The following is a 21,632-nucleotide window of genomic DNA, read 5'->3' as shown; positions in this document are numbered from 1 at the left end:
ACCGCACAACTGGTTCCCAAAAGGCGGTTGGCATGGCCTGACTTTGCAGCTATCAGCGCCGCCAAATAGGTGTTCCGCACCCGTGCGGGGCAACATCACGAGCCGTTCGGGGAAGCGCTTCGCACTACGTGTTTTCTTCGGACAAATAGCGATCTGACGGGTCCATGCGGGGGTTGACCGGGCATGGACGAGAATAGCAGGGTAAAGGCTGATGGCTGATACGACTGGCACAATGGCTCCCGAAGCCACCGCTGAGGCGGGTGACGACGGGGTCCGGCGCCGCGACTTCATTCACATTGCTGCGGTGAGCGCGGCTGGCGTTGGCGCTGCGGCAACCTTGCTGCCGCTGGTCAGCCAGATGTCGCCTTCGGCTGACGTCCTGGCCGCCAGCACCACCGAAGTCGATGTGTCGGCGATCGAGCCGGGCCAGGCGATCAAGGCGGTCTTCCGCAAGCAGCCGCTGTTCGTTCGCCGCTTGACGCAGGTCGAGATCGACGAAGCCAATGCGGTCGATGTGGCGACCCTGCGCGATCCGGAAACGCTGGCCCAACGTACCAAGGAAGGCCACGCTGACATGCTCGTCACCATGGGCATCTGCACCCACCTCGGCTGCGTGCCGCTGGGCGCTGCCGAAGGCGAGAACAAGGGCGAGTATGGCGGCTATTTCTGCCCGTGCCACGGCTCGCACTACGACACTGCCGCGCGCATCCGTAAGGGCCCTGCGCCGAAGAACCTTGTCGTTCCCGACTATGAATTCACTTCCGACAGCGTCATCCGCGTCGGCTGAGAACTGAGAGAACAGTCATGAGCTTTGCCTGGGCACGCCAGTACGAACCGAAACATCCCTTCATGCAGTGGATGGACGAGAAGCTGCCGCTTCCGCGTTTGGTCTACAATGCGATCGGGGCCGGCTATCCGGTGCCGCGCAACCTCAACTACATGTGGAATTTCGGCGTGCTCGCCGGCTTCTTCCTGGTCGTGCAGATCGTTACCGGGGTTATCCTGGCGATGCATTATGCCGCGAACCAGGCAGTTGCCTTCCAGACGGTCGAGCACATCATGCGCAACGTCAACTGGGGCTGGATGATGCGCTATGCGCACGCCAACGGCGCCAGCTTCTTCTTCATCGTGGTGTATTTGCACATCTTCCGCGGCTTCTTCTACAGCTCGTACAAGGCCCCGCGCGAGATGATCTGGCTGCTCGGCGTGGTCATCTTCCTGCTGATGATGGCGACCGCCTTCATGGGCTACGTCCTGCCCTGGGGCCAGATGAGCTATTGGGGCGCACAGGTGATCACCGGCCTGTTCGGCGCGATCCCGCTGGTCGGCGAAAGCATCCAGCATTGGATCCTCGGCGGCTTTGCGCCTGACAATGCCGCGCTCAACCGCTTCTTCAGCCTGCACTTCCTGCTGCCCTTCGTGATCGTGGGCGTGGTGATCCTGCACATCTGGGCGCTGCACATCCCGGGTTCGTCGAACCCCACCGGCGTCGAAGTGAAGACCGAAAGCGACACCATTCCGTTCCACCCGTATTACACGGCGAAGGACGGTTTCGGGCTGGGCGTGATCCTCATCTTCTTCGCGATGATGGTGTTCTTCCTGCCCAACATGCTGGGCCACCCTGACAACTATATCGAAGCCAACCCGCTTTCGACGCCGGCGCATATCGTGCCCGAATGGTACTTCTGGCCGTTCTACGCGATCCTGCGCGCTTTCACTCAGGACCTCACCATTCCGTTCACCGGCGTGATCCTGATCGAAGCGAAGCTGCTGGGCGTGATCGCGATGTTCGGTTCGATCCTGATCTGGTTCATCCTGCCATGGCTCGACAAGAGCCCGGTGCGTTCGGGCCACTACCGTCCGACCTTCCGCAAGTTCTTCTGGTTCGGCCTGATCCCCGCGATGATCGCACTGTTCATCTGCGGCGGCGCGCCGGCGGAAGAGCCCTATGTGATGATCAGCCAGGTCGCGACCGCATATTACTTCCTGCACTTCCTGGTGATCCTGCCGATCATCAGCCAGATCGAGAAGCCCGAACCGTTGCCCTATTCGATCACCGAAGCGGTGCTGGGCAAGGACGATGCGGCCCCGGCCGCGGCGAAGGCGGCCGACTAAGGCCCGGACGACTGGATAGAGAGAGACACGAACCATGATCCGTATCGGTGCAATCGCAGTCGGCCTTTTCTTTGCTGGTGTCGTCCTGCTTTGGTCGTTCATCCCGGGCGTCACGACCTATTTCAGCGACCCGACCGAAAAGCCGGCCGAATATGCCTTCCACAAGAAGCCGCACGCCCCCGAGGGCGGGTTCAGCTTCGACGGCGCATTCGGCAAATGGGACAAGCAGCAGCTTCAACGCGGCTACCAGGTCTACAAGGAAGTTTGCGCGGCCTGCCACAGCATTCAGTATGTTGCGTTCCGGAACCTCGCAGAGCTCGGCTATAACGAAGCCGAAGTGAAGCAGGAGGCATCGACCTTCAACGTTCCCGAATACAGCAAGGCGACCGCCGAAGTGACGACCCGCCCCGGCCTGCCGACCGATCACTTCCCTGCAGTGCCCTATTTCGGCGCCGGACATCCGCCGGATCTCTCGCTGATCACCAAGGCGCGCAAGGATGGCAGCAACTACGTCTATTCGCTGCTTACCGGCTATGGCGAGCCCGATCCCGAACTGCTGGCAAAGTATCCTGAATTCGAGACCCCGGCCGGGCTCTATTTCAACCCTTACTTCGCCAATGTGAACATCTCCATGCCTGCTCCTTTGATGGCCGGTCAGTTGACCTATGCCGATGGCACCGAGGCGACGGTAAGCCAGATGGCGAAGGATGTTGCCGCTTTCCTGACCTGGACTGCGGAACCCACGCTGATCAAGCGCAAGCAAACCGGCTGGCCGGTGCTCGGCTTCCTGTTCTTCGCCACGATCCTTGCCTATCTTTCGAAAAAGCAGATCTGGGGCTCGCTGAAGCCGCGCAAGAAGGATTGATCGCATCAACGATGCGACTGTTGAAACGCCCCGCCATCCAGCCGATGGTGGGGCGCTTTGCATTTGAAGACACCGCATGACGCCTGAAGAACTCAAGGGCCTGGTCCGCACCGTGCCCGATTTCCCGCATACGGGGATCATGTTCCGCGATATCACCACGCTGATCAGTCATCCGCTGGGGCTGGCTGCAACGGTGCGTCATCTTGCCGATCGCGCGCGCGAACTGGGTGCTGAGGCGATCGCGGGAATGGAAGCGCGCGGGTTCATCTTCGGCGCGGCTGTGGCGGTCGAGCTCCAGCTTGGCTTCGTGCCGGTACGCAAGCCGGGCAAGCTCCCGGTCGAAGTCCTCGGGATCGACTATCACCTCGAATATGGCACCGACCGGCTCGAGATCGATCCGGGCGCGATCGCACATGGCCAGACCGTGGTGATCGTCGACGATCTGATTGCGACCGGCGGCACCGCGCTGGCGGCGGCGCAATTGCTGCGACAGGCCGGGGCGACCGTCGATGATGCTCTGTTCGTGATCGACCTGCCCGATCTTGGCGGCGCCGTGCGTTTGCGCGAAGCCGGTGTGGACGTGACTGCACTGATGGAATTCGAAGGCGATTGAGCCTTCGTCCTCAGGCTCAGCCGAGCTTGTGCACCTCTTCGAGAACCGGATGGGCCCATTCGGGGCGGCAGATCAGTAGGTCCGGCAGATAGGTGTCGGCATTGTTGTAGACCAGCGGGCTGCCGTCGATGCGCGAGCAATGCAGGCCATAGGCGAGAGCCACGGCCACCGGCGCGCAATTGTCCCATTCATACTGCCCGCCCGAGTGGAGGTAGATCTCGGCCTCACCGCGCACCACCGCCATCGCCTTTGCGCCCGCGCTGCCCATTTCGACCAGCTCTCCACCAATCGCTTCGGCCACCGCGACTGCTTCCCTTGCGGGCCGGGTGCGGCTCACCACAAGCCGCGGCCGCTCGGCGGGCTCGGGCAGCGCATGCGGAGCGTCGCTGCGCAGCACGATTCCGCCGTCCAGCCCTGGCAGCGCCACCGCGCCGATCGCGGCTTCGCGGTCCACTGCCAGCCCGACATGGACAGCCCAGTCCGACCGTTCCTCGCCATATTCGCGCGTGCCGTCGACCGGGTCGATGATCCACACACGGTTCTTGGCGAGCCGCTCCGGATTGTCCTTCTCTTCTTCCGACAGCAATCCGTCGTCCGGGCGAAGGCGTCGAAGCGCATCGCACAGGAAGGCATTCGCCGCGCGGTCGCCTTCCTTGCCCAGCGCCTTGCCCTCGAATTGCCCGGAGGCGCGCACTTCCAGCAGGATGCGCCCGGCGTCTACGGCCAATTGTGCGGCGAGTTCGGCGTCGGTCATTTGAGCGGCAGGATCTGCTGGATGATGTAGTCGGCGGCTTCGGCCGGCGTCATGTCGACCGTATTGACCCGGATCTCGGCGGCCTCGGGAGCTTCATAGGGGCTGTCGATCCCGGTGAAGTTCTTGAGCTCGCCGCTGCGCGCCTTCTTGTACAGCCCCTTCACGTCGCGGCCTTCTGCCACCTCCAGCGGGGTATCGACAAAGACCTCGATGAACTCGCCTTCGGGAAGCATCTGGCGCACCATTTGCCGCTCCGCGCGGAAGGGCGAGATGAAGGCGGTGAGCACGATCAGCCCGGCATCGGCCATCAGCTTGGCGACTTCGCCGATGCGGCGGATATTCTCGATCCGGTCAGCCTCGGTAAAGCCCAGATCCTTGTTGAGCCCGTGCCGCACATTGTCGCCGTCGAGCAGGAAAGTGTGTCGGTTCATCAGGTTGAGCCGTTTCTCGACTTCGTTGGCAATGGTCGACTTGCCTGAGCCCGAAAGCCCGGTGAACCACAGCACACGCGGCTTCTGGTTCTTGAGCGCGGCGTGGTCGTCGCGCGTGATCGCCGTCGGCTGCCAATGCACGTTCTGCGCGCGCCGCAGGCTGAAATGGATCATCCCGGCGGCCACAGTCGCATTGGTGAACTTGTCGATCAGGATGAACCCGCCGAGCTGGCGGCTCTTGGAATAGGGCTCGAAAGTGAGCGCACGGTCGGTCCGCAACTCGGCTACGCCGATTGCGTTGAGTTCCAGCGTCTTCGCCGCGAGATGCTCGAAACTGTTGACGCAGATCTCGTATTTGGGCGGCTGGACATTGGCGGTGACCATTTGCGAACCGAGCTTGAGCCAATAGCCGCGCCCGGGCTTCATCGCCTCTTCGCTCATCCATACGATGGTCGCTTCGAATTGGTCCGATGCTTCGGGCGGATCGCCTGCCGCCGCAATCACGTCGCCCCGGCTGCAATCGACTTCGTCCTCGAGCGTCAGCGTAATCGATTGCCCGGCCACTGCCTCTGCGAGTTCGCCGTCGAAAGTCACGACCGACTTGACCGTGCTGGTCTTGCCGCTCGGCACGATCCGCACCGGGTCGCCCGGCTTGACCGCCCCGTCCGAGACCATGCCGGCAAAGCCGCGGAAGTCGAGATTGGGGCGGTTGACCCATTGCACCGGCATGCGGAAGGCGCGTTCCTGCGCGCGGGTGTTCGCCAGTTCGACCGTCTCGAGATGCTCGATCAGGCTCGGCCCATGGTACCATGGCGTGTTCGCCGATGGCGCAGTGGTGATGTTGTCGCCCTTGAAGCCGGAAATCGGGATCGGCGTGAATTCCTCGATACCGATCTCGTTAGCAAAGCCGCGATAGTCCGCCACGATCGCATCGAACACAGACTGGTCGTAGCCGACGAGGTCCATCTTGTTCACCGCCAGCACAAGGTGCCGAATGCCCAGCAGGTGTGCGATATAGGAATGGCGCCGGGTCTGCTCGAGCACGCCCTTGCGCGCATCGATCAGGATCACGGCAAGGTCGGCGGTCGATGCGCCGGTCACCATGTTGCGCGTGTACTGGACGTGGCCGGGCGTGTCGGCGACGATGAACTTGCGTTTCTCGGTCGCGAAGAAGCGATAGGCGACGTCGATCGTAATGCCCTGTTCGCGCTCGGCGGCGAGTCCGTCGACCAGCAGCGCGAAATCGATCGCGTCGCCTTGCGTACCAACCTTCTTGCTGTCGTTCTCGAGCGCCGAGAGCTGGTCTTCGAAGATCATCTTCGAATCGTAAAGCAGCCGCCCGATCAGCGTGCTCTTGCCGTCGTCCACGCTGCCGCAAGTGATGAAGCGCAGCAGCTGCTTGTTCTGGTGCTGGTCGAGATAGGCGGCGATATCCTCGGCGATGAGGGAATCGGCTTCATAGGCAGGGTGGTGGCTCATCAGAAATAGCCCTCCTGCTTCTTCTTCTCCATCCCGGCGCCGCCTTCATCCTTGTCTATGACCCGGCCTTGCCGCTCGCTGGTGGCTGTGAGCAATGTCTCCTGCACCACTTCGGCGAGCGTCGAGGCGGTGCTTTCGACCGCGCCTGTCAGCGGCCAGCAGCCAAGAGTGCGGAAGCGCACCGATCGCATCGCAATCTCGGGCTTCCTGCCCAACACCTGCTCGAGCCGGTCGATGTCGTCGGCCATGAACAGCCCGCCTTCCCATTCATAGGTCGGGCGTTCGGCGGCGAAATAGAGCGGGACGATCTCGATCTGCTCGCGCATGATGTATTGCCAGATGTCGAGCTCGGTCCAGTTGCTCAGCGGGAAGACGCGGATGCTTTCCCCCTTGGCCTTGCGCGCATTGTAGAGGTTCCACAATTCGGGCCGCTGGTTCTTCGGGTCCCACCCGTGGCTGGCGGTGCGGAAGGAGAAGATGCGCTCCTTCGCGCGGCTCTTTTCCTCGTCGCGGCGCGCGCCGCCAAAGGCCGCGTCGAAACCGTAGTGATCGAGCGCCTGCTTCAGCCCTTGCGTCTTCCACATATCGGTGTGGAGCGGGCCATGGTCGAACGGGTTGACGCCGCGCTCGCGCGCTTCCTCGTTCTGCCAGACGAGCAGTTCCATACCGACTTCGCGCGCCATCTTTTCGCGCAGCGCATACATGTCCCGGAACTTCCAGGTCGTGTCGACATGCAGCAGCGGGAAAGGCGGCGGGGCCGGATGGAACGCCTTGCGCGCGAGATGCAGCATCACGGCGCTGTCCTTGCCGATCGAATAGAGCATCACCGGGCGCTCCGCCTCGGCCACCACTTCGCGCATGATGTGGATGCTCTCTGCTTCGAGCCGCTGGAGGTGGGTCAGGCTGGTCATGAATATTCGCTTGCGTCGTGTCTCAGGACCCGCGACCTAGGTATTTGCGGCGCAAGGGAGAATATAGAATTGCTTGCAGGCGCTTTAGATGAGGCGTCTTCAGACAGTTGACGAATCCCCTGCAACCGTGGCAATTGCGCGCGCCTCAGGAGCGGGCGGGTATAGCTTAGTGGTAAAGCCCTAGCCTTCCAAGCTAGTTATGCGGGTTCGATTCCCGCTACCCGCTCCAAATCTCCTGGTCTTCCTTCAAGCTCTCCATGTCGATCACGAAGCGATATTTCACGTCGCTCGCTTCCATCCGGTCATAGGCGCGGTTGACCTCCTGCATCGGGATGATCTCGATTTCAGGCACGATCCCGTGCTCGGCGCAGAAATCGAGCATCTCCTGCGTCTGCGCGAGCCCACCGATCCCGCTGCCGGTGAGCACCTTGCGCCCGAGCAAAATGCCCGAGTGCATTTCGGGCAGCATTTCGATCACGCCCACCAGCACCTGCACCCCGTCCACCCGCAGCAGGTGCAGGTAAGGCGTGATGTCGTGGCGCACGGGGATGGTGTTGAGCACCATGTCGAAATAGCCCGACCTGGCCTTCATCGCGGCCCGGTCGCTGGTGTTGAGGAAGGCATGCGCGCCGAGCCTTTCGGCGTCCTCGCGCTTGCTTTCGCTGCGGCTTAGTACAGTGACTTCCGCGCCCATCGCCGCCGCCAGCTTCACCCCCATGTGGCCAAGCCCGCCCAGTCCGGCGACCGCAACCTTGCTGCCCGGGCCGACCTTCCATGTGCGCAAGGGGCTGTAGGTCGTGATTCCGGCGCAGAGCAGCGGCGCGGCCTCCGCCATCGGCAGTGCGTCAGGCACTTTGAGGACGAATTCTTCGCGGCAGACGATCTTGTCGGAATAGCCGCCGAAAGTCGGCGATCCGTCGCGCCGGTCCTTGCTGTTGTAAGTTCCGGTGGCCCCGCCATCGAGGCAGTATTGCTCGAGGTCAGTGGTGCAGTGCCGGCACTCCATGCAGCTGTCGACGAGGCAGCCGATCGCAACCCTGTCACCCACCTTGTGCCGCGTCACCGCCTCACCCACGGCCCGCACCGTGCCGACGATCTCGTGCCCCGGCACGATCGGATAGGTCGTGCGCCCCCAATCGTTGCGCGCTGTGTGCAGGTCCGAATGGCAGATGCCGCAATGGCTGATGTCGATCAGCACATCGTCGTGGCGCAGCCCGCGCCGCAGGATCTCCATCGGGCCGATGCCGCTGTCGGGCGCCGTCGCGCCCCAGGCTTTGGTCGGGTACTCATTGGATTGAGTGGCCACGCCGGTTCTCCTATTTCGGGGGCATCCGGATTCCGCCATCGAGGCGGAACTGGTGCGCGTTGAGGTAGGTATTGCGCGCAATCTCGACGATCAGCGAAGCGAATTCCTCCGGGTGGCCAAGCCGTTTGGGGAAGGGCACGCTGGCATTGAGCTGCGCCCACATCGCCGGGTTGCGATCCTTCATCCCCAGCATCAGCGGAGTAGCGAAAATGCCCGGCATCACTGAGTTCACACGGATGCCGAGGTCCATCAGATCGCGCGCCATCGGCAGCACCAGCCCGTTCACGCCCGCCTTGCAGCTGCCGTAGATCACCTGGCCGATCTGCCCGTCCTGCGCCGCGACCGATGCGGTCAGCGTGATGCAGCCGCGCTCGCCATCTTCATTGAGCGGTTCGGCATTGGCCATGCCCAGCGCCGAGATCGAAGCGATGCGATAGCTGGCGACGAGCACGCCTTGCGCGCCGAAGGCATAATCCTCGGTTGAAAGGCGCTTGTAGCCGCCGCTTTCCTTGTCCCAGCCCAGCGTCTTGCCGCGGCGGCTGGCCATGGCGCAATGGACCGTCACGCGTTCCTGCCCATTGGCGGCGCGAGCGGCAGCAAAGCCCTCCTCGACCGATTGCTCGTCCATGATATCGACATGATGGAAGGTGCCGCCGATCGCCTTGGCATGGGCTTCGCCATCGGCATCGTTGATGTCGAAGATCGCGACCTTGAGCCCTGCATCCGCCAGCGCTTGCGCGCTTGCCTTGCCGAGGCCCGAAGCGCCGCCGGTGACCACCGCGGCCATGCCCTTTTCCAGTTTCATTGCCTGCTCCCAAAGTGACTGAGTCTGCCAGTTGCTTACGCGGTTTTAGGCGCAAAGATCGCCTGCGCAAATGGAGCATGCCGCGGCGCTGGCGGGCGGCGGCACCGCTTGCTAGGCGGGCGCGATGGACATTGCGGCGATCCTGTTGCTGGTGGTTTTGGCGGCTGCATGCGGCGGGCGGGCGCAGCTCACCGTCGCGCGGCTTGCAGGCGCGCTCGGCAGATCGGGTGGATTGTTGCTGGCGGCGCTCGCTGCAGCATGTGGCACGAGCATCGTCATGGGCTTGGCCGGGGCCTGGCTGGCGGGCTTTGTCGGCCAGACGGCAGGCATCTGGCTTGTCGTGCTGGGGATCACATTTGCGGCAGCCGAGCTTGCCTGGCCGGTGCGGCTGGCGGCGCCGCGCGAACCGACGCGTTCATTGGGTGCGATCGCGCTGGCGCTCACGCTGCGGCAAATCTTCGATGCGCCGCGCTGGCTGGCGTTCGCTCTGGGCGCGGCGCTGGCCTCGCCCGAGACGGCGGCACTTGGGGGAGCGGCGGGCAGCGGACTGGCGCTGTTCATTGGCTGGAACTGGCCGGACTGGCCCGAGCGGCATCGTGGCTGGCTAGCTCTTAGGTTGGCACTTGCGCTGTTGCTGGCAGGGACGGCCCCATGGATCGCTTTCGCGGCATAGCCCGCATACGAATTTCAATGGCTTGCGGGTTTCTCCACTGGCCACTCTCCGCGCGTTTGCTAGAAGCGGGCGATGGCTGATGTGACGATGATTTCCGGCGCCGATGCGGGCGCTGTCGCCGACTGGCTGGCAGCGCGGATCGGTGCGGCACTGGCGGCGACAGCGGGGCCCGTGGCGATTGCAGTGCCTGGCGGATCGACCCCGTTCCCGATCATGGAGCAGCTCGTCGCACGCGCGCTAGACTGGTCGCGAGTGGTGGTTTGGCCGGGCGACGACCGCATCGTGCCCGAAGATCACGCGGCCTCCAACACCGGCAAGATCCGCGCCTTGTTCGAGCCTGTCGGCGCGCAGGTCGCCACGCTTTCCGAAGATGCGCGACCGCCCCATTTCGCCGTAGCCTGGCTCGGCATGGGGGATGACGGACACATTGCCTCGCTCTTCCCCAGTACCGATCCGCAGGTCGACGACCCGCGCATGGTGCGGCGGTTGACGCCTGACCCGCTTCCGCCCGAAGCGCCGTTCGACCGGCTCACGCTGACGATCCCGGCGCTGCTCGCCACTGACGAGCTGCTGTTCGTGATCCGCGGAGAGAACAAGCTGAAGGTGTTCGAAGCGGCGGCGCGGGGAGAGCACGATTTGCCGGTCGCGCGGCTGCTCCGCGCGGCCAGCCGGGATGTCACATGCTTCACCTGATTATCCGCATCGTCCCTGCGCCGGTTCATCGCGCCATCCTGCCGCTGGCATTCCGCTTGCGGCACCGCTGGCGGCGCTGGCGCAAGGTGCCGATCCATGGCTGCAACGTGGTGGTGACCGATCTCGATGGTGCGGTGCTGCTGCTGCGCCACAGCTATGGTCCCGATTATTGGTGCCTGCCCGGCGGCGGGCTCAATAGCAACGAAGACCCCGCCGAAGCCGCAATGCGCGAATTGCGCGAAGAACTCGGAATCGAACCCGCTCGGTTGAAGTCGCACGGCACGATCGAAAGCGAAATTTCGGGTTCGCCGTACACTGCGCATCTGTTCAGCGCGGTCGTCGACCGGCATCCGAAGCCCGACCGGCGCGAAGTGATCGAAGCGCGGTTCTTCCCGCCGCATTCGCTGCCCGAGCCTTTGGGCCGCGAAGCGCGCCGCCAGCTCGCGGCCTGGCGCGAGCGCCGCTAGAGCAGCGAAAGCTGCGCCTCGTCCCGCGGGCGTTCTTCGCTTTCGCCGTAGCGTTCGAGCTTCGACAGCGTCAGCCCCATCAGCCGGATCGGCATGGGCAGGGGCAATAACTCGTCCAGCAGCGCACGCCCGATCTGCGCAAATTCGCGCTTGTCGGCCACCGGCTCGTCCACCGTCTTCGCGCGGGTCACGTTCTGGAAATCGCTGTATTTCATCTTGAGCGTGACCGTGCGGCCTTTCGCCCCGGTCCGCTCAATACTGTCCCATACGATGTCGATGATGTTGTCGAGCGTTTCGCGCAGCGCGGGCCCGGACGAGATGTCCTCGCTGAAGGTGCGCTCGCCACCGATCGACTTGCGTTCGCGGTGCGCGCGAACCGGCCTCAGGTCGATCCCCCGGGCCGCGCGGTAGAGATAGTCAGCCTGGCTGCCGAAATGCTGGCGCAGGAAAGCGATGTCTTTCGCGGCGAGGTCCGCGCCGGTGGCGATCCCCAGCCGGGCCATCTTCTCCGCACCCTTGGGGCCGACCCCGTGGAAGCGGCGCACCGGCAGCCGCGCGACGAATTCCGCGCCTTCGCCGGGGCGGATCACGCACAGGCCGTCAGGCTTGTTCTGGTCGCTCGCCAGCTTTGCGAGGAACTTGTTGTAGGACACGCCCGCGCTCGCGGTGAGCTGCGTCTTCGCCTTGATCTCCTGCCGGATCAGCTCGGCGATGCGCGTCGCCGAACCGATCCCGAGCAGATCGTCGGTCACGTCGAGATAGGCTTCGTCGAGGCTGAGCGGTTCGACATGCGGCGTGTGGCGCAGGAAGATCGCGCGGATCTGGCGCGAGGCTTCCTTGTAGGCGTCGAACCGGTGCCGCACGAAGATCAAATCGGGGCACAGGCGCTGTGCTGTGACCGAGGGCATGGCGCTGCGCACGCCGAACTTGCGCGCTTCATAGCTGGCGGCGGCCACCACCCCGCGCCCTCCCGCGCCGCCCACCGCCACCGGCTTGCCGCGCAGATCGGGGTTGTCGCGCTGTTCCACGCTGGCGAAGAAAGCGTCCATGTCGACATGGATGATTTTCCTGAGGCCCATGGCCTCACTGTCATCATCGCTGTCGTGCCGCTCGCTCATGGTGCCAGGATAGGCCCGGGCGCGTCATTTCGGAACCACGCGCTACGAAAAGTCATTTTGCAGCGCACAATGGGGTTTCCATTTGCGCTCGCTGCCCGCAAGGACAGGCCATGGCTTTATTCGGGCATCATCGTCACCACAAACTTGGCGAGCGCGAGCTGATCGTGCTGATGGCGCTGTTGATGAGCCTGCAGGCCTTCGGCATCGATTCAATGCTGCCTGCGCTGGGCGCGATCTCGAGCGAGTTCGGCGTAACCGGCAATGAGCGGCAGTTTATCATCGGCGCCTATTTCCTCGGATCGGGCATCGGGGCCTTCTTTCCCGGAGCATTTGCCGACAAGTTCGGGCGGCGGCCAGTGCTGGCACTGGGCCTGGTCGTCTATGTCGTCTTCTCGCTCGCCTGCGCACTGGTGACCTCGTTCGAATGGCTGGTTGGCTTGCGGCTGGTGCAGGGCCTGTGGTGCGCCGGGCTCAGCGTCGTTCCCGCCGCGATCGTGCGCGACCGCGTGGGCGGGGATCGCATGGCGCGGCTGATGAGCCTGATCATGATGATCTTCCTTGCCGTGCCGCTGGTGGCGCCCGCGATCGGCCAGGTCATCCTCAACTTCGTCGGCTGGCGCGGGATCTTCGCGGCGATGGCGATCATGGGAACGGTGGTGGGCATCTGGGTATGGATCCGCCTGCCCGAATCGCTCGCGCCCGAGAACCAGCAGGACATCGAGCCGCGCACGATCCTGCGCAACATGGGAACGGCGCTGATGCGGCGCGATTCGATCGGCTATGTGATCGGCAGCGCGCTGGTGTTCGGCTCGCTGTTCGGCTTCCTCAATTCTTCGCAACAGCTGATCGGCGAGCATTTCGGTGCCGGGCAGAGTTTCGCGCTGATCTTCGGCGCGGCGGTGCTGGGCATGGTCGTGGCGAACTTCACCAATTCGCGGATCGTCGAATGGTTCGGCGCGCGCCGGGTCAGCCATGCCGCGCTGCTGGTGTTCATTTCAGCGGGCGTCGCGCAATTCATCTCGGCCGGGCGGGCAGACCAGCAATTGTGGGAATTCGTGCCGATCCTTGCCGTCTCGATGGCGTCGCTCGGCTTCATCGGGGCGAACTTCAGCTCGATCGCGATGCAGCCGTTCTATCACATCGCGGGCGCGGCAAGCTCGGCGCAGACCAGCTTGCGCATGGTGTCGGGCGCGGTGCTCGGCAGTGCGATCGGCTTCGCCTATGATGGCACCGCGCGCCCGCTCGCCACGGCTATGCTGAGCTGCGGCCTGCTGGCGCTGGCCGTGATTCTCTATAGCGAGAAGGGCAAGCTCTTCGGCCGGCGTGTATTGGAGAGTTGAACCAAACGGTCGCGTAGCGACCGCAAGGCCGGACTAGCCTTCACTCCCTAGTTTGCGCCAGGCTAGTTCGGCGAATTCGCACAGCAAGGGCCGCGTGTCGCGCGGATCGATGATGTCCTCGACATTGAAGCGCTCTGCGCTGCGGAAAGGCGAAGTGACCTTGTCGAGCCGCGCCCTGATTTCCGCCAGCGTCGCTGCGGGATCGTCCGAGGCTTCGATCTCGGATTTGTAGGCAACTTCCAGCCCGCCCGCGATGGGGAGGCTTCCCCAGTCGCCGCTCGGCCAGCAGAAACGGTATTGATAGCGCTCGGCATTGCTCATCGCGCTGCCCGCAATGCCATAGGCGCGGCGCAGCACGACCGAGGCGAGTGGCACCGTCGCCTTGTAGATCGCGTTCATCGCCTGCACGCCATAGCGGATCGTGCCGGCCATTTCGGCCTCGCGCCCGATCATGAAGCCGGGGTTGTCGACCAGGTGGACCACAGGCAGGCGGAACTGGTCGGCCAGCTTGACGAAGCGTTCGACCTTTTCGCTGGTCTTGGCTTCCCAGCTCCCGCCGAGGAAGCTCGGGTCGCTCGCGACGACCGCCACCGGCCAGCCGTCGAGCCGGGCCAGCGCGGTGATCGCGGCGCGGCCCCACATCCGGCCGATCTCGAACACAGTGCCGGTGTCGAACACCATGTCCATGCAGCGGCGCATCGAATAGACCTGCTTGGGGTCGCGCGGGACGAGGCTGAGCAATTCCTCTTCGCGCCGGTGCACCGGGTCGAGGCAGTTGGAGCGGCGCGCAAGCTGGCCGACGTGCTCGGGCATGAAGCTGAGGAAATGGCGCGCGCGGGCAAAGGCTTCGGCTTCGCTGCCGACTTCGTCATCGACCACCCCGTTGCGTGTGTGGATGTCGCTGCCGCCCAGCTCTTCCTTCGCCCGCTGGTGGTCTTCCGGCCCCTTGTAGCTTGCGCCCAGCCCGTCGACCACGGCGGGCCCGGCTGCGAAGATCTGCGAGAGGCCGCGCACCATGATCGAGTAATGGCTGGCAACCGTTCGCGCTGCGCCCAAGCCCGCGGTCGGCCCCAGCGCCAGCGCGACGACCGGCACGGTTTCGAGATTGGTCACTACGTCGGACCATCCGGGCACGGCGGGGATATAGGTCGCGCCGATCTGCTCGAGCGTCTTGACCGAGCCACCGCCGCCAGTGCCGTCGATCATGCGGATGATGGGGAGCTTCAGCTCATGCGCCATCTTTTCCGCCTGCACCATCTTGCGGCTGATCCCGGCATCGGCTGCGCCGCCGCGAATGGTGAAATCGTCCGCCGTGGCCACCACCGGGCGGCCTTCGATCGTCGCCTTGCCGAACAGGAATGGAGCGGGGAGGACGCCGGTGAGGTTGCCTTCCGCATCATAGGAACCCTTGCCCGCGATCTTGCCGATCTCGCGGAAGCTGCCCTCATCAACCAGTGCCGCCAGCCGCGCGCGGGCATCCATCTTGCCGCGCCCGTGCTGGCGCGCGAGCTTTTCCGGCCCTCCCATCTGTTCGGCGAGCTCTTCCCTCTTTCTCAGTTCCTCAAGCTCTTGTGCCCAGCTCACCGCAATCTCCCCGTTCGCCCTGAGCCTGTCGAAGGGCTGCACTTTTTCTTGAAAAGCAAAAACAGGGCTTCGACAAGCTCAGCCCGAACGGAGGCAGGATATCAACCCTCTTCGGCGGGCTCCACTACGCATAATAGCGCTTCGACCTGAACCTGCGCGCCGGGGGCGGCAGCAAGGTCGCGCACCACGCCGTCGAAGGGCGCAGTGAGCGCGTGCTCCATCTTCATGGCTTCGAGCACCATCAACCGCTGCCCGGCTTTGACCTCGTCGCCATTTATCACATCGACCGCGATGACCTTGCCCGGCATGGGAGCGATGATGTCGCCATCATGGGCGTGGTGGGCGCCGCCACTATCGTTACGGGCCTCGCTGAACAGTCCCGACCAGCCTTCGTAATCGTACGCGAAAATCCCATTCGGCTTGAGACGCGCAATAGGCAAATCCCAAATCGTGCGGTCGCTCAATTCGACTTCGTGAACATCTGCTCCATGTTTCACTCTGACGGTCACCGGTTTTGGCGCGGCATTCAATCGGAAGCCAGCAAATCGGATCTGCAGCCGTTCGTCGAGATCGAGCGTTTCACTAGCTTGCGAACCGTTCGCTCGTTCTGCAATCAGACGGCCCGCCGCTTCTAAAACATCAGCCGGAGGTGTGGTGCTTGGAACGAGCGTATCGAGATTGCGCTCGATAAAGCCGGTATCCAATCGCTCGGCCCGGAAATCCTCTGCGAGAACGAGGTTACGCAAAAAGCCAGCGTTCCACTTGACCGGATAGCACAGCGCGCGGCCGAGCTTCGTTGCCAGCGCTTCGATTGCCCCCTCGCGGGTGTTACGATGCACGATCAATTTCGCAATCATCGGGTCGTAAAATGGCGTAACTTCTGAGCCTTCTTCGACGCCGGTATCAACGCGATTAGGCCCATCGCGCCGATTGGTGCGAGGGAGGGCGAAATCTTCGAGCACTCCGATGCTCGGCAAAAACCCCTTCGCCGGGTCCTCGGCATAGAGCCGCGCTTCGATTGCCCAGCCGTTGATCGACAGCTCTTCCTGCTTGCACGGAATCGGCTCCCCGCTCGCCACGCGCAGCTGCCACTCCACAAGATCGACCCCGGTGATCTCTTCGGTCACCGGGTGCTCGACCTGCAGGCGGGTGTTCATTTCCATGAAGAAGATGCGGTCGGCGCGCAGGCCTTCCGAGGCGTCGGCGATGAATTCAATCGTGCCCGCGCCCTCGTAATCGACTGCCTTGGCGGCGCGCACCGCCGCCGAGCAGATCGCCTCGCGCGTGGCCTCGTCCATGCCGGGGGCGGGGGCCTCCTCGATCACCTTCTGGTGGCGGCGTTGCAAGCTGCAATCGCGTTCGAACAAATGGACGACGTTGCCGTGGCTGTCGCCAAACACCTGCACTTCGATGTGGCGCGGTGAAGTGATCCACTTTTCGAGCAGCACTTCGTCATTCCCGAAGCTGGCCTTGGCCTCGCGTCGGCAGCTTTCCAGCGCGGCGGCGAAGCCCGCTGCCGCATCGACCTTGCGCATCCCCTTGCCGCCGCCGCCCGCGACCGCCTTGATCAGCACGGGATAGCCGATCGCATCGGCCTCTATGGTGAGGCGTTCGACCGACTGGTCCTCGCCCTCATAGCCCGGCGTCACCGGCACGCCTGCCGCGCGCATCAGCTTCTTGGCCGCGTCCTTCAGGCCCATCGCCTCGATGCTCGAAGGCTTGGGGCCGACCCAGATCAGCCCGGCGTCGATCACCGCCTGCGCAAAGCCTGCGTTCTCCGAAAGGAAGCCATAGCCGGGATGCACCGCATCCGCCCCGGTCGCTTTGGCCGCAGCGATGATCTTTGCGCCGACGAGATAGGACTCCGCCGCAGGCGACGGCCCGATATGCACCGCCTCGTCGGCGCTGCGCACATGCAGCGCCTTGGCATCGGCATCCGAATAGACTGCAACCGTGGCGATCCCCATCGCGCGCGCGGTGCGGATAATGCGGCAGGCGATCTCGCCGCGATTGGCGATCAGGAGCTTTGAAATCATGTGCGCAGCGCTACGCGTTGGCCGCGTTCTCCGCAAGATCGCTGCGTCGCCAGCGCGGCTCGTCGCTCAGCACCGGAGGGCGGTTCACCAGCGCTTCGACAAAGGCCATCGCCGCATGGCCGATCTTCTGCGCCTTCGAAGTGTAGACGCGGTGGTCCCATGCCGCCGGGCCTTTGGCTAGCACTTCGCGCCCGATCGCGGTGTAGATGCGCGCGGCGGAGAGGATTGCCCAGCGGCAGCGGAACGGCAGGCGCGCCGCGCCCACGCGCGAGGAAGCCGCATGCACTTCCATCCGCCGCACCAGCCGCGCGGCCATGTCGGCCAATTCGCGGCGGTGATGCGGCTTGGTGTGCTGGCCGGGCTCGATATCCTCCTCGACCAGCCATTCGACCGGGAGGTAACAGCGGTCCGCCGCGTCATCCTCCACCACGTCGCGCGCGATATTGGCAAGCTGGAAGGCGAGGCCGAGGTCGCAGGCGCGATCGAGCGTATCTGCATCCTCGCGCTTCACGCCCATCACCAGCGCCATCATCACGCCGACAGCCCCCGCGACATGCCAGCAATAGCGCATCAAATCGGCTTCGGAGCGCGGGCGCCAATCCTCGGCATCGAGCTCGAACCCCGCAATCACGGCGTCGGCATCCTCCATCGTCAGCCCGCATTCGCTGGCCACCTGGCCGAAAGCGTCGAAAGCCGGGTCGCCGGTCGGCTCGCCCTTGAGCGCCCGCGCCGTCAGATCGCGCAGCTTCTCGACCTTTTGTGCGATCTGCGACTGGTCCCCCAGCGCACCGCCCATATCCTGTGCATCGGCAAGGTCGTCACACCGGCGGCACCAGGCATACAGCATCCACACGCGCTCGCGGGTGGTGCGGTCGAACAAGCGGCTGGCAGCGGAGAAGCTTTTCGAACCCCGTTTGATTGCCAGCCGGCTCGCCTCGACCAGATCGTTTCTTGTCATCACCTGACCGCGCCGCCCGCGCCCTCCACCCTTCCGCCCGGATGATAACCCGGCAGGCTCCGGGTGGAAGGGTGGAGGGCGCGGGCGGGCAAGGTTCCGAAGCAAAAAAAGCTCACAAATCGTCGGCCTTCATCCGGAAGATCGGAGTGTGCGGCTCGTAGGCCGCCATTTTGTCGAGCAAATCGCCCATGCTGTCCGAATGGATCAGTATGTTCTGGTGCGCCTCGCGCACGAAGCCGACCTCGACCATCTTGGAATTGAAGGCGATGAGGTGGTCATAGAAGCCGAAGGCATTGAGCAGGCCCACCGGCTTGGAATGATAGCCAAGCTGCGCCCAGCTCATCGCTTCCCACAGCTCGTCCATCGTGCCGACCCCGCCGGGGATGGTGATGAAACCGTCCGACAAGTCGGTGAAGCGCTGCTTGCGCTCATGCATGCCCGAAACGGTGTATAGCTGGGTGCAATCGTGATTGGCCACTTCGGTGTTGAACAAAGCTTCGGGGATCACGCCGATCACTTCGCCGCCCGCCTCCAGCGCGCCGCGCGCCACCGCACCCATCAGGCCCAGCCGTCCGCCGCCATAGACGACGCCGATCTCGCGTAGTGCGAGCGTGCGCCCCACTTCATGGGCGAGTTCGATATAGCGGGGATCCTGCGGCGTGGCGGAGCCGCAATAGACAGCAAGGCGATTCATGCGGAGGTCTTTACCGCCAAGTCTTCCAGCATCAAGCCTGCGGTTGCCTTGGCGCTGCCGACCACGCCGGGAATGCCCGCGCCCGGATGCGTGCCCGCGCCGACGAGGTAGAAATTCTCGATCGCATCGTCGCGATTGTGGCCGCGCAAATAGGCGCTTTGCCACAGCACCGGCTCCAAGCTGAAGGCGCTACCGAGATGGGCGTGAAGGTCATGCGCGAAGTCCTTCGGCGCATAATGGAACTTGGTCACGATCCGGTCATGGATGTCGGGGATCAGCCGCCGCCCGATCTCGTCGAGAATGCGCTTTTCGAGCACCGGGCCGATTTCGTCCCAATCGACCGCCAGCTTGCCCATATGCGCCACCGGTACCAGTGCATAGAACGTGCTCTTGCCCTTGGGCGCCATGCCGGGATCGGTCACGGTCGGGTGGTGCAAATAGATCGAGAAATCCTGCGGCAGCACGCCAAGGTCGTAAATATCGTCGAGCAGGCCTTTGTAGCGCGGCCCGAACAGGATCATGTGGTGCGGGATGCCCGGCCAGGTGCCTTCGAGGCCGAAATGGACCACGAACAGGCTGGGGCTGAAGCGCTTCTTCGACAGCGATTGGGCATAATCGTGCCCGCGCTTCGTCCCGCTCAGCAAGTCGCGATAGGAATGGACGATGTCGGCATTCGAAGCGACCGCGTCGAACCGTTCGCGCCATCCGCTGGCGGTTTCGACTTCGCTTGCGCGGCTGCCGAAAGTGTGCACCTGCACCACCGGATCGCCGAGCCGAATGGTGCCGCCCAGCCGCTCGAAATGGCGCACCATCCCCGCGATCAGGCGATTTGTGCCGCCGCGCGTCCACCACACGCCGCCGTCTTTTTCGAGCTTGTGGATCAGCGCATAGATCGCGCTGGTGGTCATCGGATTGCCGCCGACCAGCAGCGTGTGGAAGCTCAGCGCCTCGCGCAGCTTCTCGCTCTTCACGAAGCTTGAGACCATCGAATAGACGCTGCGCCAGGCCTGCTTTTTCACCAGCGCGGGCGCGGCCTTGAGCATTGATTTGAAATCGAGGAAGGGCACGGTGCCGAGCTTGAGATAGCCTTCCTGGTACACGCCTTCCGAATATTCGAGGAAGCGCTGGTAACCTGCGATATCTTCCGGATTGAGCTTGGCGATCTCGGCGTTGAGTGAAGCCTCGTCGTTCGAATAGTCGAAATTCGTCCCGTCGGGCCAATTGAGCCGATAGAATGGCATGACTGGCATCAGCTCGACATCTTCGGCCATGTCGTGCCCGGTCAGATCCCACAGCTCGCGCAAGCAATCCGGATCGGTCACCACCGTCGGCCCGGCATCGAAGGTAAAGCCGTCCTTTTCCCAGAAATAGGCGCGCCCGCCGGGCTTGTCGCGCGCTTCGACCACGGTGGTGGCAATGCCCGCCGATTGCAGCCGGATCGCCAGCGCCATCCCGCCGAAGCCCGATCCGATCACGCAAGCGCTGCGCCCTTCGTAACGCGCCGGATCGATCGCCTGGTGCGTGCCCATCGGCGGCGTCGTAGGCGAGGTCTGCGCGGTCATGTCATTCTCTCCATGGTCAAGGGCTGCCCCTTGCCTGCAAGCGCGCGGATCGCACGCGGGATCGATACTGGCGGCTTGCCGGTCAGGATACGCAACCGGTCGGGCAGCGTCGAATGGCAAGCATAGAAGCGTTCGATGAGCTTTTCGGGAAGGCCATAGAACCTTTCGAAAATGTCCACGCGGCGTTCCGGTTCCGCAGCCTTGAACAGCATCCGGCCGAGAGCGCGGTAAATGCCGGTCCTTTGCCAGTGCGCGCGGGCGCGGTCTTCGCAGAACCTCGCCAACTGCGCCCCCGCCAGGTCACCCTGTTCTGCGATCGCCAATGCGTTCTCGACGGCGATCGGCACGGTATAGCTGGTGAGCGGGTGGGTGAAGCCGCCGCGCGCCCCCGCCACGGCAACCCCTGGTTCACGGATCGAGGCGAGATAGGCGCCGAAATTCCCCCCGGTTATCACCGGCAATATCCCTGTCTCGTGCCCCACGGGCAAGCCCTCGGCCCACCCGTGCCGCGCTGCATAACGGTCGAGCCGGGAAGAAAGCAGGCTCCGGTCGAGCGCAGGGTCTTCCGCGTAGTAGGTGTCTTCGATGAACACCTCCTGCGCCGCGAGCGGCAGGACATAGACGAAGCGGTAGGCCCCGCCATTTCCCGCAGGCGCGCTCTGCGCGACGGTGGCGTCCATGATCACCGGGCGGGCAATCCCATGCGCTTCGCCCAGCTTGAGGTGCCGGCCCATGAAGATCTGCCATCCGCCCAGCAAATGCGGCGAAGGCGAGAAATTACGGCAGTCGATCACTGTCCGCGCCCGAACGCGCTCGCCGCCGTCCAGCGTGACGCCAGCGGCATCGAGCTCGGCGACGCCAGCGTTCAACCGGATCGCTTCGGGCGGCAACAGGCGCTTGAGGCCGCTGTCGAAATCCTCGCTGGCGAGCGAGCGATAGCCAGCGGCGAGCTGGCGGCGCCGGCGCGGGAAAGCGACGTCATAGCCGTCGTCCCACCGAATCTGGCGGAACGGTTCGAGCAGTGCCTCGCCCTCGTGCGACAGATCGCTCGAAAACCAGCTCCAGCGATGGTTGCCACCCAGCGTGGCGCCCCGTTCGAGCAATTGCAGCCGCCACTCGGGGTGGGCGCGATGCAGCGCGAGCGCAATCAGGCCGCCGGCCAGCCCGCCACCTACTATCGCCACATCGGTCATGCGCCCGTTCATTGCATCTGTGGCACTAGGGCAGC

20 protein-coding genes and 1 tRNA gene are annotated in these 21,632 nt (G+C 64.1%); 9 read left to right on the top strand and 12 right to left on the bottom strand.

Annotation, left to right across the window (positions count from 1 at the left end; genetic code table 11):
- Nucleotides 1-211 precede the first annotated feature (211 nt).
- The 4 genes from petA (at nt 212) to VRS74_RS10455 (ending at nt 3,593) form a co-directional block, all read left to right on the top strand.
- Nucleotides 212-787, top strand: coding sequence for a ubiquinol-cytochrome c reductase iron-sulfur subunit (gene petA / locus VRS74_RS10470; protein WP_354145207.1), 576 nt, complete (start codon nt 212-214; stop codon nt 785-787).
- A gap of 17 nt (nt 788-804) precedes the next feature.
- On the top strand, nt 805-2,115 hold the full coding sequence (locus VRS74_RS10465) for a cytochrome b (protein WP_354145206.1): 1,311 nt from the start codon (nt 805-807) through the stop codon (nt 2,113-2,115).
- A gap of 34 nt (nt 2,116-2,149) precedes the next feature.
- Nucleotides 2,150-2,980 (top strand): cytochrome c1, encoded by an 831-nt coding sequence (locus tag VRS74_RS10460; RefSeq protein ID WP_354145205.1) that lies wholly within the window; start codon nt 2,150-2,152, stop codon nt 2,978-2,980.
- A 76-nt stretch (nt 2,981-3,056) separates the two neighbouring features.
- The gene (locus VRS74_RS10455; RefSeq protein WP_354145204.1) at nt 3,057-3,593 is read left to right on the top strand and encodes an adenine phosphoribosyltransferase; all 537 of its coding nucleotides are present in this window, start codon (nt 3,057-3,059) and stop codon (nt 3,591-3,593) included.
- Nucleotides 3,594-3,609: 16 nt separating this feature from the next.
- Here VRS74_RS10455 and VRS74_RS10450 read toward each other — a convergent pair whose 3' ends face one another.
- Genes VRS74_RS10450 through cysD form a run of 3 tightly spaced genes read right to left on the bottom strand, consistent with a single transcriptional unit; the run spans nt 3,610 to nt 7,168 of the window.
- A complete protein-coding gene (locus VRS74_RS10450) occupies nt 3,610-4,347 on the bottom strand; it encodes a 3'(2'),5'-bisphosphate nucleotidase CysQ (protein WP_354145203.1) in 738 nt (245 codons plus the stop codon).
- The gene (gene cysN, locus VRS74_RS10445) at nt 4,344-6,257 is read right to left on the bottom strand and encodes a sulfate adenylyltransferase subunit CysN (protein WP_354145202.1); all 1,914 of its coding nucleotides are present in this window, start codon (nt 6,255-6,257) and stop codon (nt 4,344-4,346) included. The genes VRS74_RS10450 and cysN overlap by 4 nt, the downstream gene beginning before the upstream one ends.
- On the bottom strand, nt 6,257-7,168 hold the full coding sequence (gene cysD / locus VRS74_RS10440) for a sulfate adenylyltransferase subunit CysD (RefSeq protein WP_354145201.1): 912 nt from the start codon (nt 7,166-7,168) through the stop codon (nt 6,257-6,259). Before cysD ends, cysN begins: the two co-directional genes overlap by 1 nt.
- Nucleotides 7,169-7,323: 155 nt before the next feature.
- Between cysD and VRS74_RS10435 the strand changes: the two genes are divergently transcribed.
- A tRNA-Gly gene (locus tag VRS74_RS10435) sits at nt 7,324-7,397 on the top strand.
- Here the strand turns inward: VRS74_RS10435 and VRS74_RS10430 are convergent.
- Together VRS74_RS10430 and VRS74_RS10425 are read right to left on the bottom strand one after the other, a co-directional pair.
- Complete coding sequence (locus VRS74_RS10430; protein ID WP_354145200.1) at nt 7,386-8,474, bottom strand: NAD(P)-dependent alcohol dehydrogenase; 1,089 nt, start codon at nt 8,472-8,474, stop codon at nt 7,386-7,388. The genes VRS74_RS10435 and VRS74_RS10430 overlap by 12 nt on opposite strands.
- Before the next feature lie 10 nt (nt 8,475-8,484).
- Nucleotides 8,485-9,279 carry an SDR family oxidoreductase gene (locus VRS74_RS10425; protein ID WP_354145199.1) on the bottom strand — a complete coding sequence of 265 codons (795 nt, stop codon included), beginning with the start codon at nt 9,277-9,279 and terminating at the stop codon, nt 8,485-8,487.
- A 124-nt stretch (nt 9,280-9,403) separates the two neighbouring features.
- On the opposite strand from VRS74_RS10425, the gene VRS74_RS10420 reads away from it, so the two are divergent.
- From VRS74_RS10420 to VRS74_RS10410, 3 genes are all read left to right on the top strand, one after another.
- A complete protein-coding gene (locus VRS74_RS10420; RefSeq protein WP_354145198.1) occupies nt 9,404-9,952 on the top strand; it encodes a hypothetical protein in 549 nt (182 codons plus the stop codon).
- Nucleotides 9,953-10,024: 72 nt separating this feature from the next.
- Entirely contained in the window at nt 10,025-10,645 is a 621-nt protein-coding gene (locus VRS74_RS10415; protein WP_354145197.1) for a 6-phosphogluconolactonase, read from the top strand.
- The gene (locus VRS74_RS10410) at nt 10,633-11,112 is read left to right on the top strand and encodes an NUDIX hydrolase (protein WP_354145196.1); all 480 of its coding nucleotides are present in this window, start codon (nt 10,633-10,635) and stop codon (nt 11,110-11,112) included. Before VRS74_RS10415 ends, VRS74_RS10410 begins: the two co-directional genes overlap by 13 nt.
- Here VRS74_RS10410 and dinB read toward each other — a convergent pair.
- Nucleotides 11,109-12,230 carry a DNA polymerase IV gene (gene dinB / locus VRS74_RS10405; RefSeq protein WP_354145195.1) on the bottom strand — a complete coding sequence of 374 codons (1,122 nt, stop codon included), beginning with the start codon at nt 12,228-12,230 and terminating at the stop codon, nt 11,109-11,111. The two genes, VRS74_RS10410 and dinB, sit on opposite strands and share 4 nt — an antisense overlap.
- A 110-nt stretch (nt 12,231-12,340) precedes the next feature.
- On the opposite strand from dinB, the gene VRS74_RS10400 reads away from it, so the two are divergent.
- The gene (locus VRS74_RS10400) at nt 12,341-13,570 is read left to right on the top strand and encodes a multidrug effflux MFS transporter (RefSeq protein WP_354145194.1); all 1,230 of its coding nucleotides are present in this window, start codon (nt 12,341-12,343) and stop codon (nt 13,568-13,570) included.
- 33 nt (nt 13,571-13,603) lie between these two features.
- Here VRS74_RS10400 and VRS74_RS10395 read toward each other — a convergent pair whose 3' ends face one another.
- The 6 genes from VRS74_RS10395 to crtY all read right to left on the bottom strand — a co-directional run bounded on the left by VRS74_RS10395 (nt 13,604) and on the right by crtY (nt 21,609).
- Entirely contained in the window at nt 13,604-15,154 is a 1,551-nt protein-coding gene (locus VRS74_RS10395) for an acyl-CoA carboxylase subunit beta (RefSeq protein WP_354145193.1), read from the bottom strand.
- 101 nt (nt 15,155-15,255) lie between these two features.
- The gene (locus tag VRS74_RS10390; RefSeq protein WP_354145192.1) at nt 15,256-17,190 is read right to left on the bottom strand and encodes an acetyl/propionyl/methylcrotonyl-CoA carboxylase subunit alpha; all 1,935 of its coding nucleotides are present in this window, start codon (nt 17,188-17,190) and stop codon (nt 15,256-15,258) included.
- Nucleotides 17,191-17,200: 10 nt separating this feature from the next.
- Complete coding sequence (locus VRS74_RS10385) at nt 17,201-18,148, bottom strand: phytoene/squalene synthase family protein (protein WP_354145191.1); 948 nt, start codon at nt 18,146-18,148, stop codon at nt 17,201-17,203.
- 112 nt (nt 18,149-18,260) lie between these two features.
- Nucleotides 18,261-18,842, bottom strand: coding sequence for an LOG family protein (locus VRS74_RS10380; RefSeq protein ID WP_354145190.1), 582 nt, complete (start codon nt 18,840-18,842; stop codon nt 18,261-18,263).
- The gene (locus tag VRS74_RS10375; RefSeq protein ID WP_354145269.1) at nt 18,839-20,371 is read right to left on the bottom strand and encodes a phytoene desaturase; all 1,533 of its coding nucleotides are present in this window, start codon (nt 20,369-20,371) and stop codon (nt 18,839-18,841) included. The genes VRS74_RS10380 and VRS74_RS10375 overlap by 4 nt, the downstream gene beginning before the upstream one ends.
- 29 nt (nt 20,372-20,400) lie before the next feature.
- The gene (crtY, locus tag VRS74_RS10370; protein ID WP_354145189.1) at nt 20,401-21,609 is read right to left on the bottom strand and encodes a lycopene beta-cyclase CrtY; all 1,209 of its coding nucleotides are present in this window, start codon (nt 21,607-21,609) and stop codon (nt 20,401-20,403) included.
- Nucleotides 21,610-21,632 lie beyond the last annotated feature (23 nt).

Source organism: Altererythrobacter litoralis (assembly GCF_036324225.1).
Taxonomy (GTDB): Bacteria; Pseudomonadota; Alphaproteobacteria; order Sphingomonadales; family Sphingomonadaceae; genus Erythrobacter; species Erythrobacter litoralis_A.
The sequence above is the reverse complement of the archived record's forward strand: the minus strand, read 5'-3'. Positions and strand labels throughout refer to the sequence as shown.

What these genes read in the sequence shown, in the direction of transcription:
- petA (WP_354145207.1), top strand. Translation starts at nt 212, where the DNA reads ATGGCTGATACGACTGGCACAATGGCTCCCGAAGCCACCGCTGAGGCG.
- VRS74_RS10465 (WP_354145206.1), top strand. Translation starts at nt 805, where the DNA reads ATGAGCTTTGCCTGGGCACGCCAGTACGAACCGAAACATCCCTTCATG.
- VRS74_RS10460 (WP_354145205.1), top strand. Translation starts at nt 2,150, where the DNA reads ATGATCCGTATCGGTGCAATCGCAGTCGGCCTTTTCTTTGCTGGTGTC.
- VRS74_RS10455 (WP_354145204.1), top strand. Translation starts at nt 3,057, where the DNA reads ATGACGCCTGAAGAACTCAAGGGCCTGGTCCGCACCGTGCCCGATTTC.
- VRS74_RS10450 (WP_354145203.1), bottom strand. Translation starts at nt 4,347, where the DNA reads ATGACCGACGCCGAACTCGCCGCACAATTGGCCGTAGACGCCGGGCGC.
- cysN (WP_354145202.1), bottom strand. Translation starts at nt 6,257, where the DNA reads ATGAGCCACCACCCTGCCTATGAAGCCGATTCCCTCATCGCCGAGGAT.
- cysD (WP_354145201.1), bottom strand. Translation starts at nt 7,168, where the DNA reads ATGACCAGCCTGACCCACCTCCAGCGGCTCGAAGCAGAGAGCATCCAC.
- VRS74_RS10425 (WP_354145199.1), bottom strand. Translation starts at nt 9,279, where the DNA reads ATGAAACTGGAAAAGGGCATGGCCGCGGTGGTCACCGGCGGCGCTTCG.
- VRS74_RS10420 (WP_354145198.1), top strand. Translation starts at nt 9,404, where the DNA reads ATGGACATTGCGGCGATCCTGTTGCTGGTGGTTTTGGCGGCTGCATGC.
- VRS74_RS10415 (WP_354145197.1), top strand. Translation starts at nt 10,025, where the DNA reads ATGGCTGATGTGACGATGATTTCCGGCGCCGATGCGGGCGCTGTCGCC.
- VRS74_RS10410 (WP_354145196.1), top strand. Translation starts at nt 10,633, where the DNA reads ATGCTTCACCTGATTATCCGCATCGTCCCTGCGCCGGTTCATCGCGCC.
- dinB (WP_354145195.1), bottom strand. Translation starts at nt 12,230, where the DNA reads ATGAGCGAGCGGCACGACAGCGATGATGACAGTGAGGCCATGGGCCTC.
- VRS74_RS10400 (WP_354145194.1), top strand. Translation starts at nt 12,341, where the DNA reads ATGGCTTTATTCGGGCATCATCGTCACCACAAACTTGGCGAGCGCGAG.
- VRS74_RS10390 (WP_354145192.1), bottom strand. Translation starts at nt 17,190, where the DNA reads ATGATTTCAAAGCTCCTGATCGCCAATCGCGGCGAGATCGCCTGCCGC.
- VRS74_RS10385 (WP_354145191.1), bottom strand. Translation starts at nt 18,148, where the DNA reads ATGACAAGAAACGATCTGGTCGAGGCGAGCCGGCTGGCAATCAAACGG.
- VRS74_RS10380 (WP_354145190.1), bottom strand. Translation starts at nt 18,842, where the DNA reads ATGAATCGCCTTGCTGTCTATTGCGGCTCCGCCACGCCGCAGGATCCC.
- VRS74_RS10375 (WP_354145269.1), bottom strand. Translation starts at nt 20,371, where the DNA reads ATGGGCACGCACCAGGCGATCGATCCGGCGCGTTACGAAGGGCGCAGC.
- crtY (WP_354145189.1), bottom strand. Translation starts at nt 21,609, where the DNA reads ATGAACGGGCGCATGACCGATGTGGCGATAGTAGGTGGCGGGCTGGCC.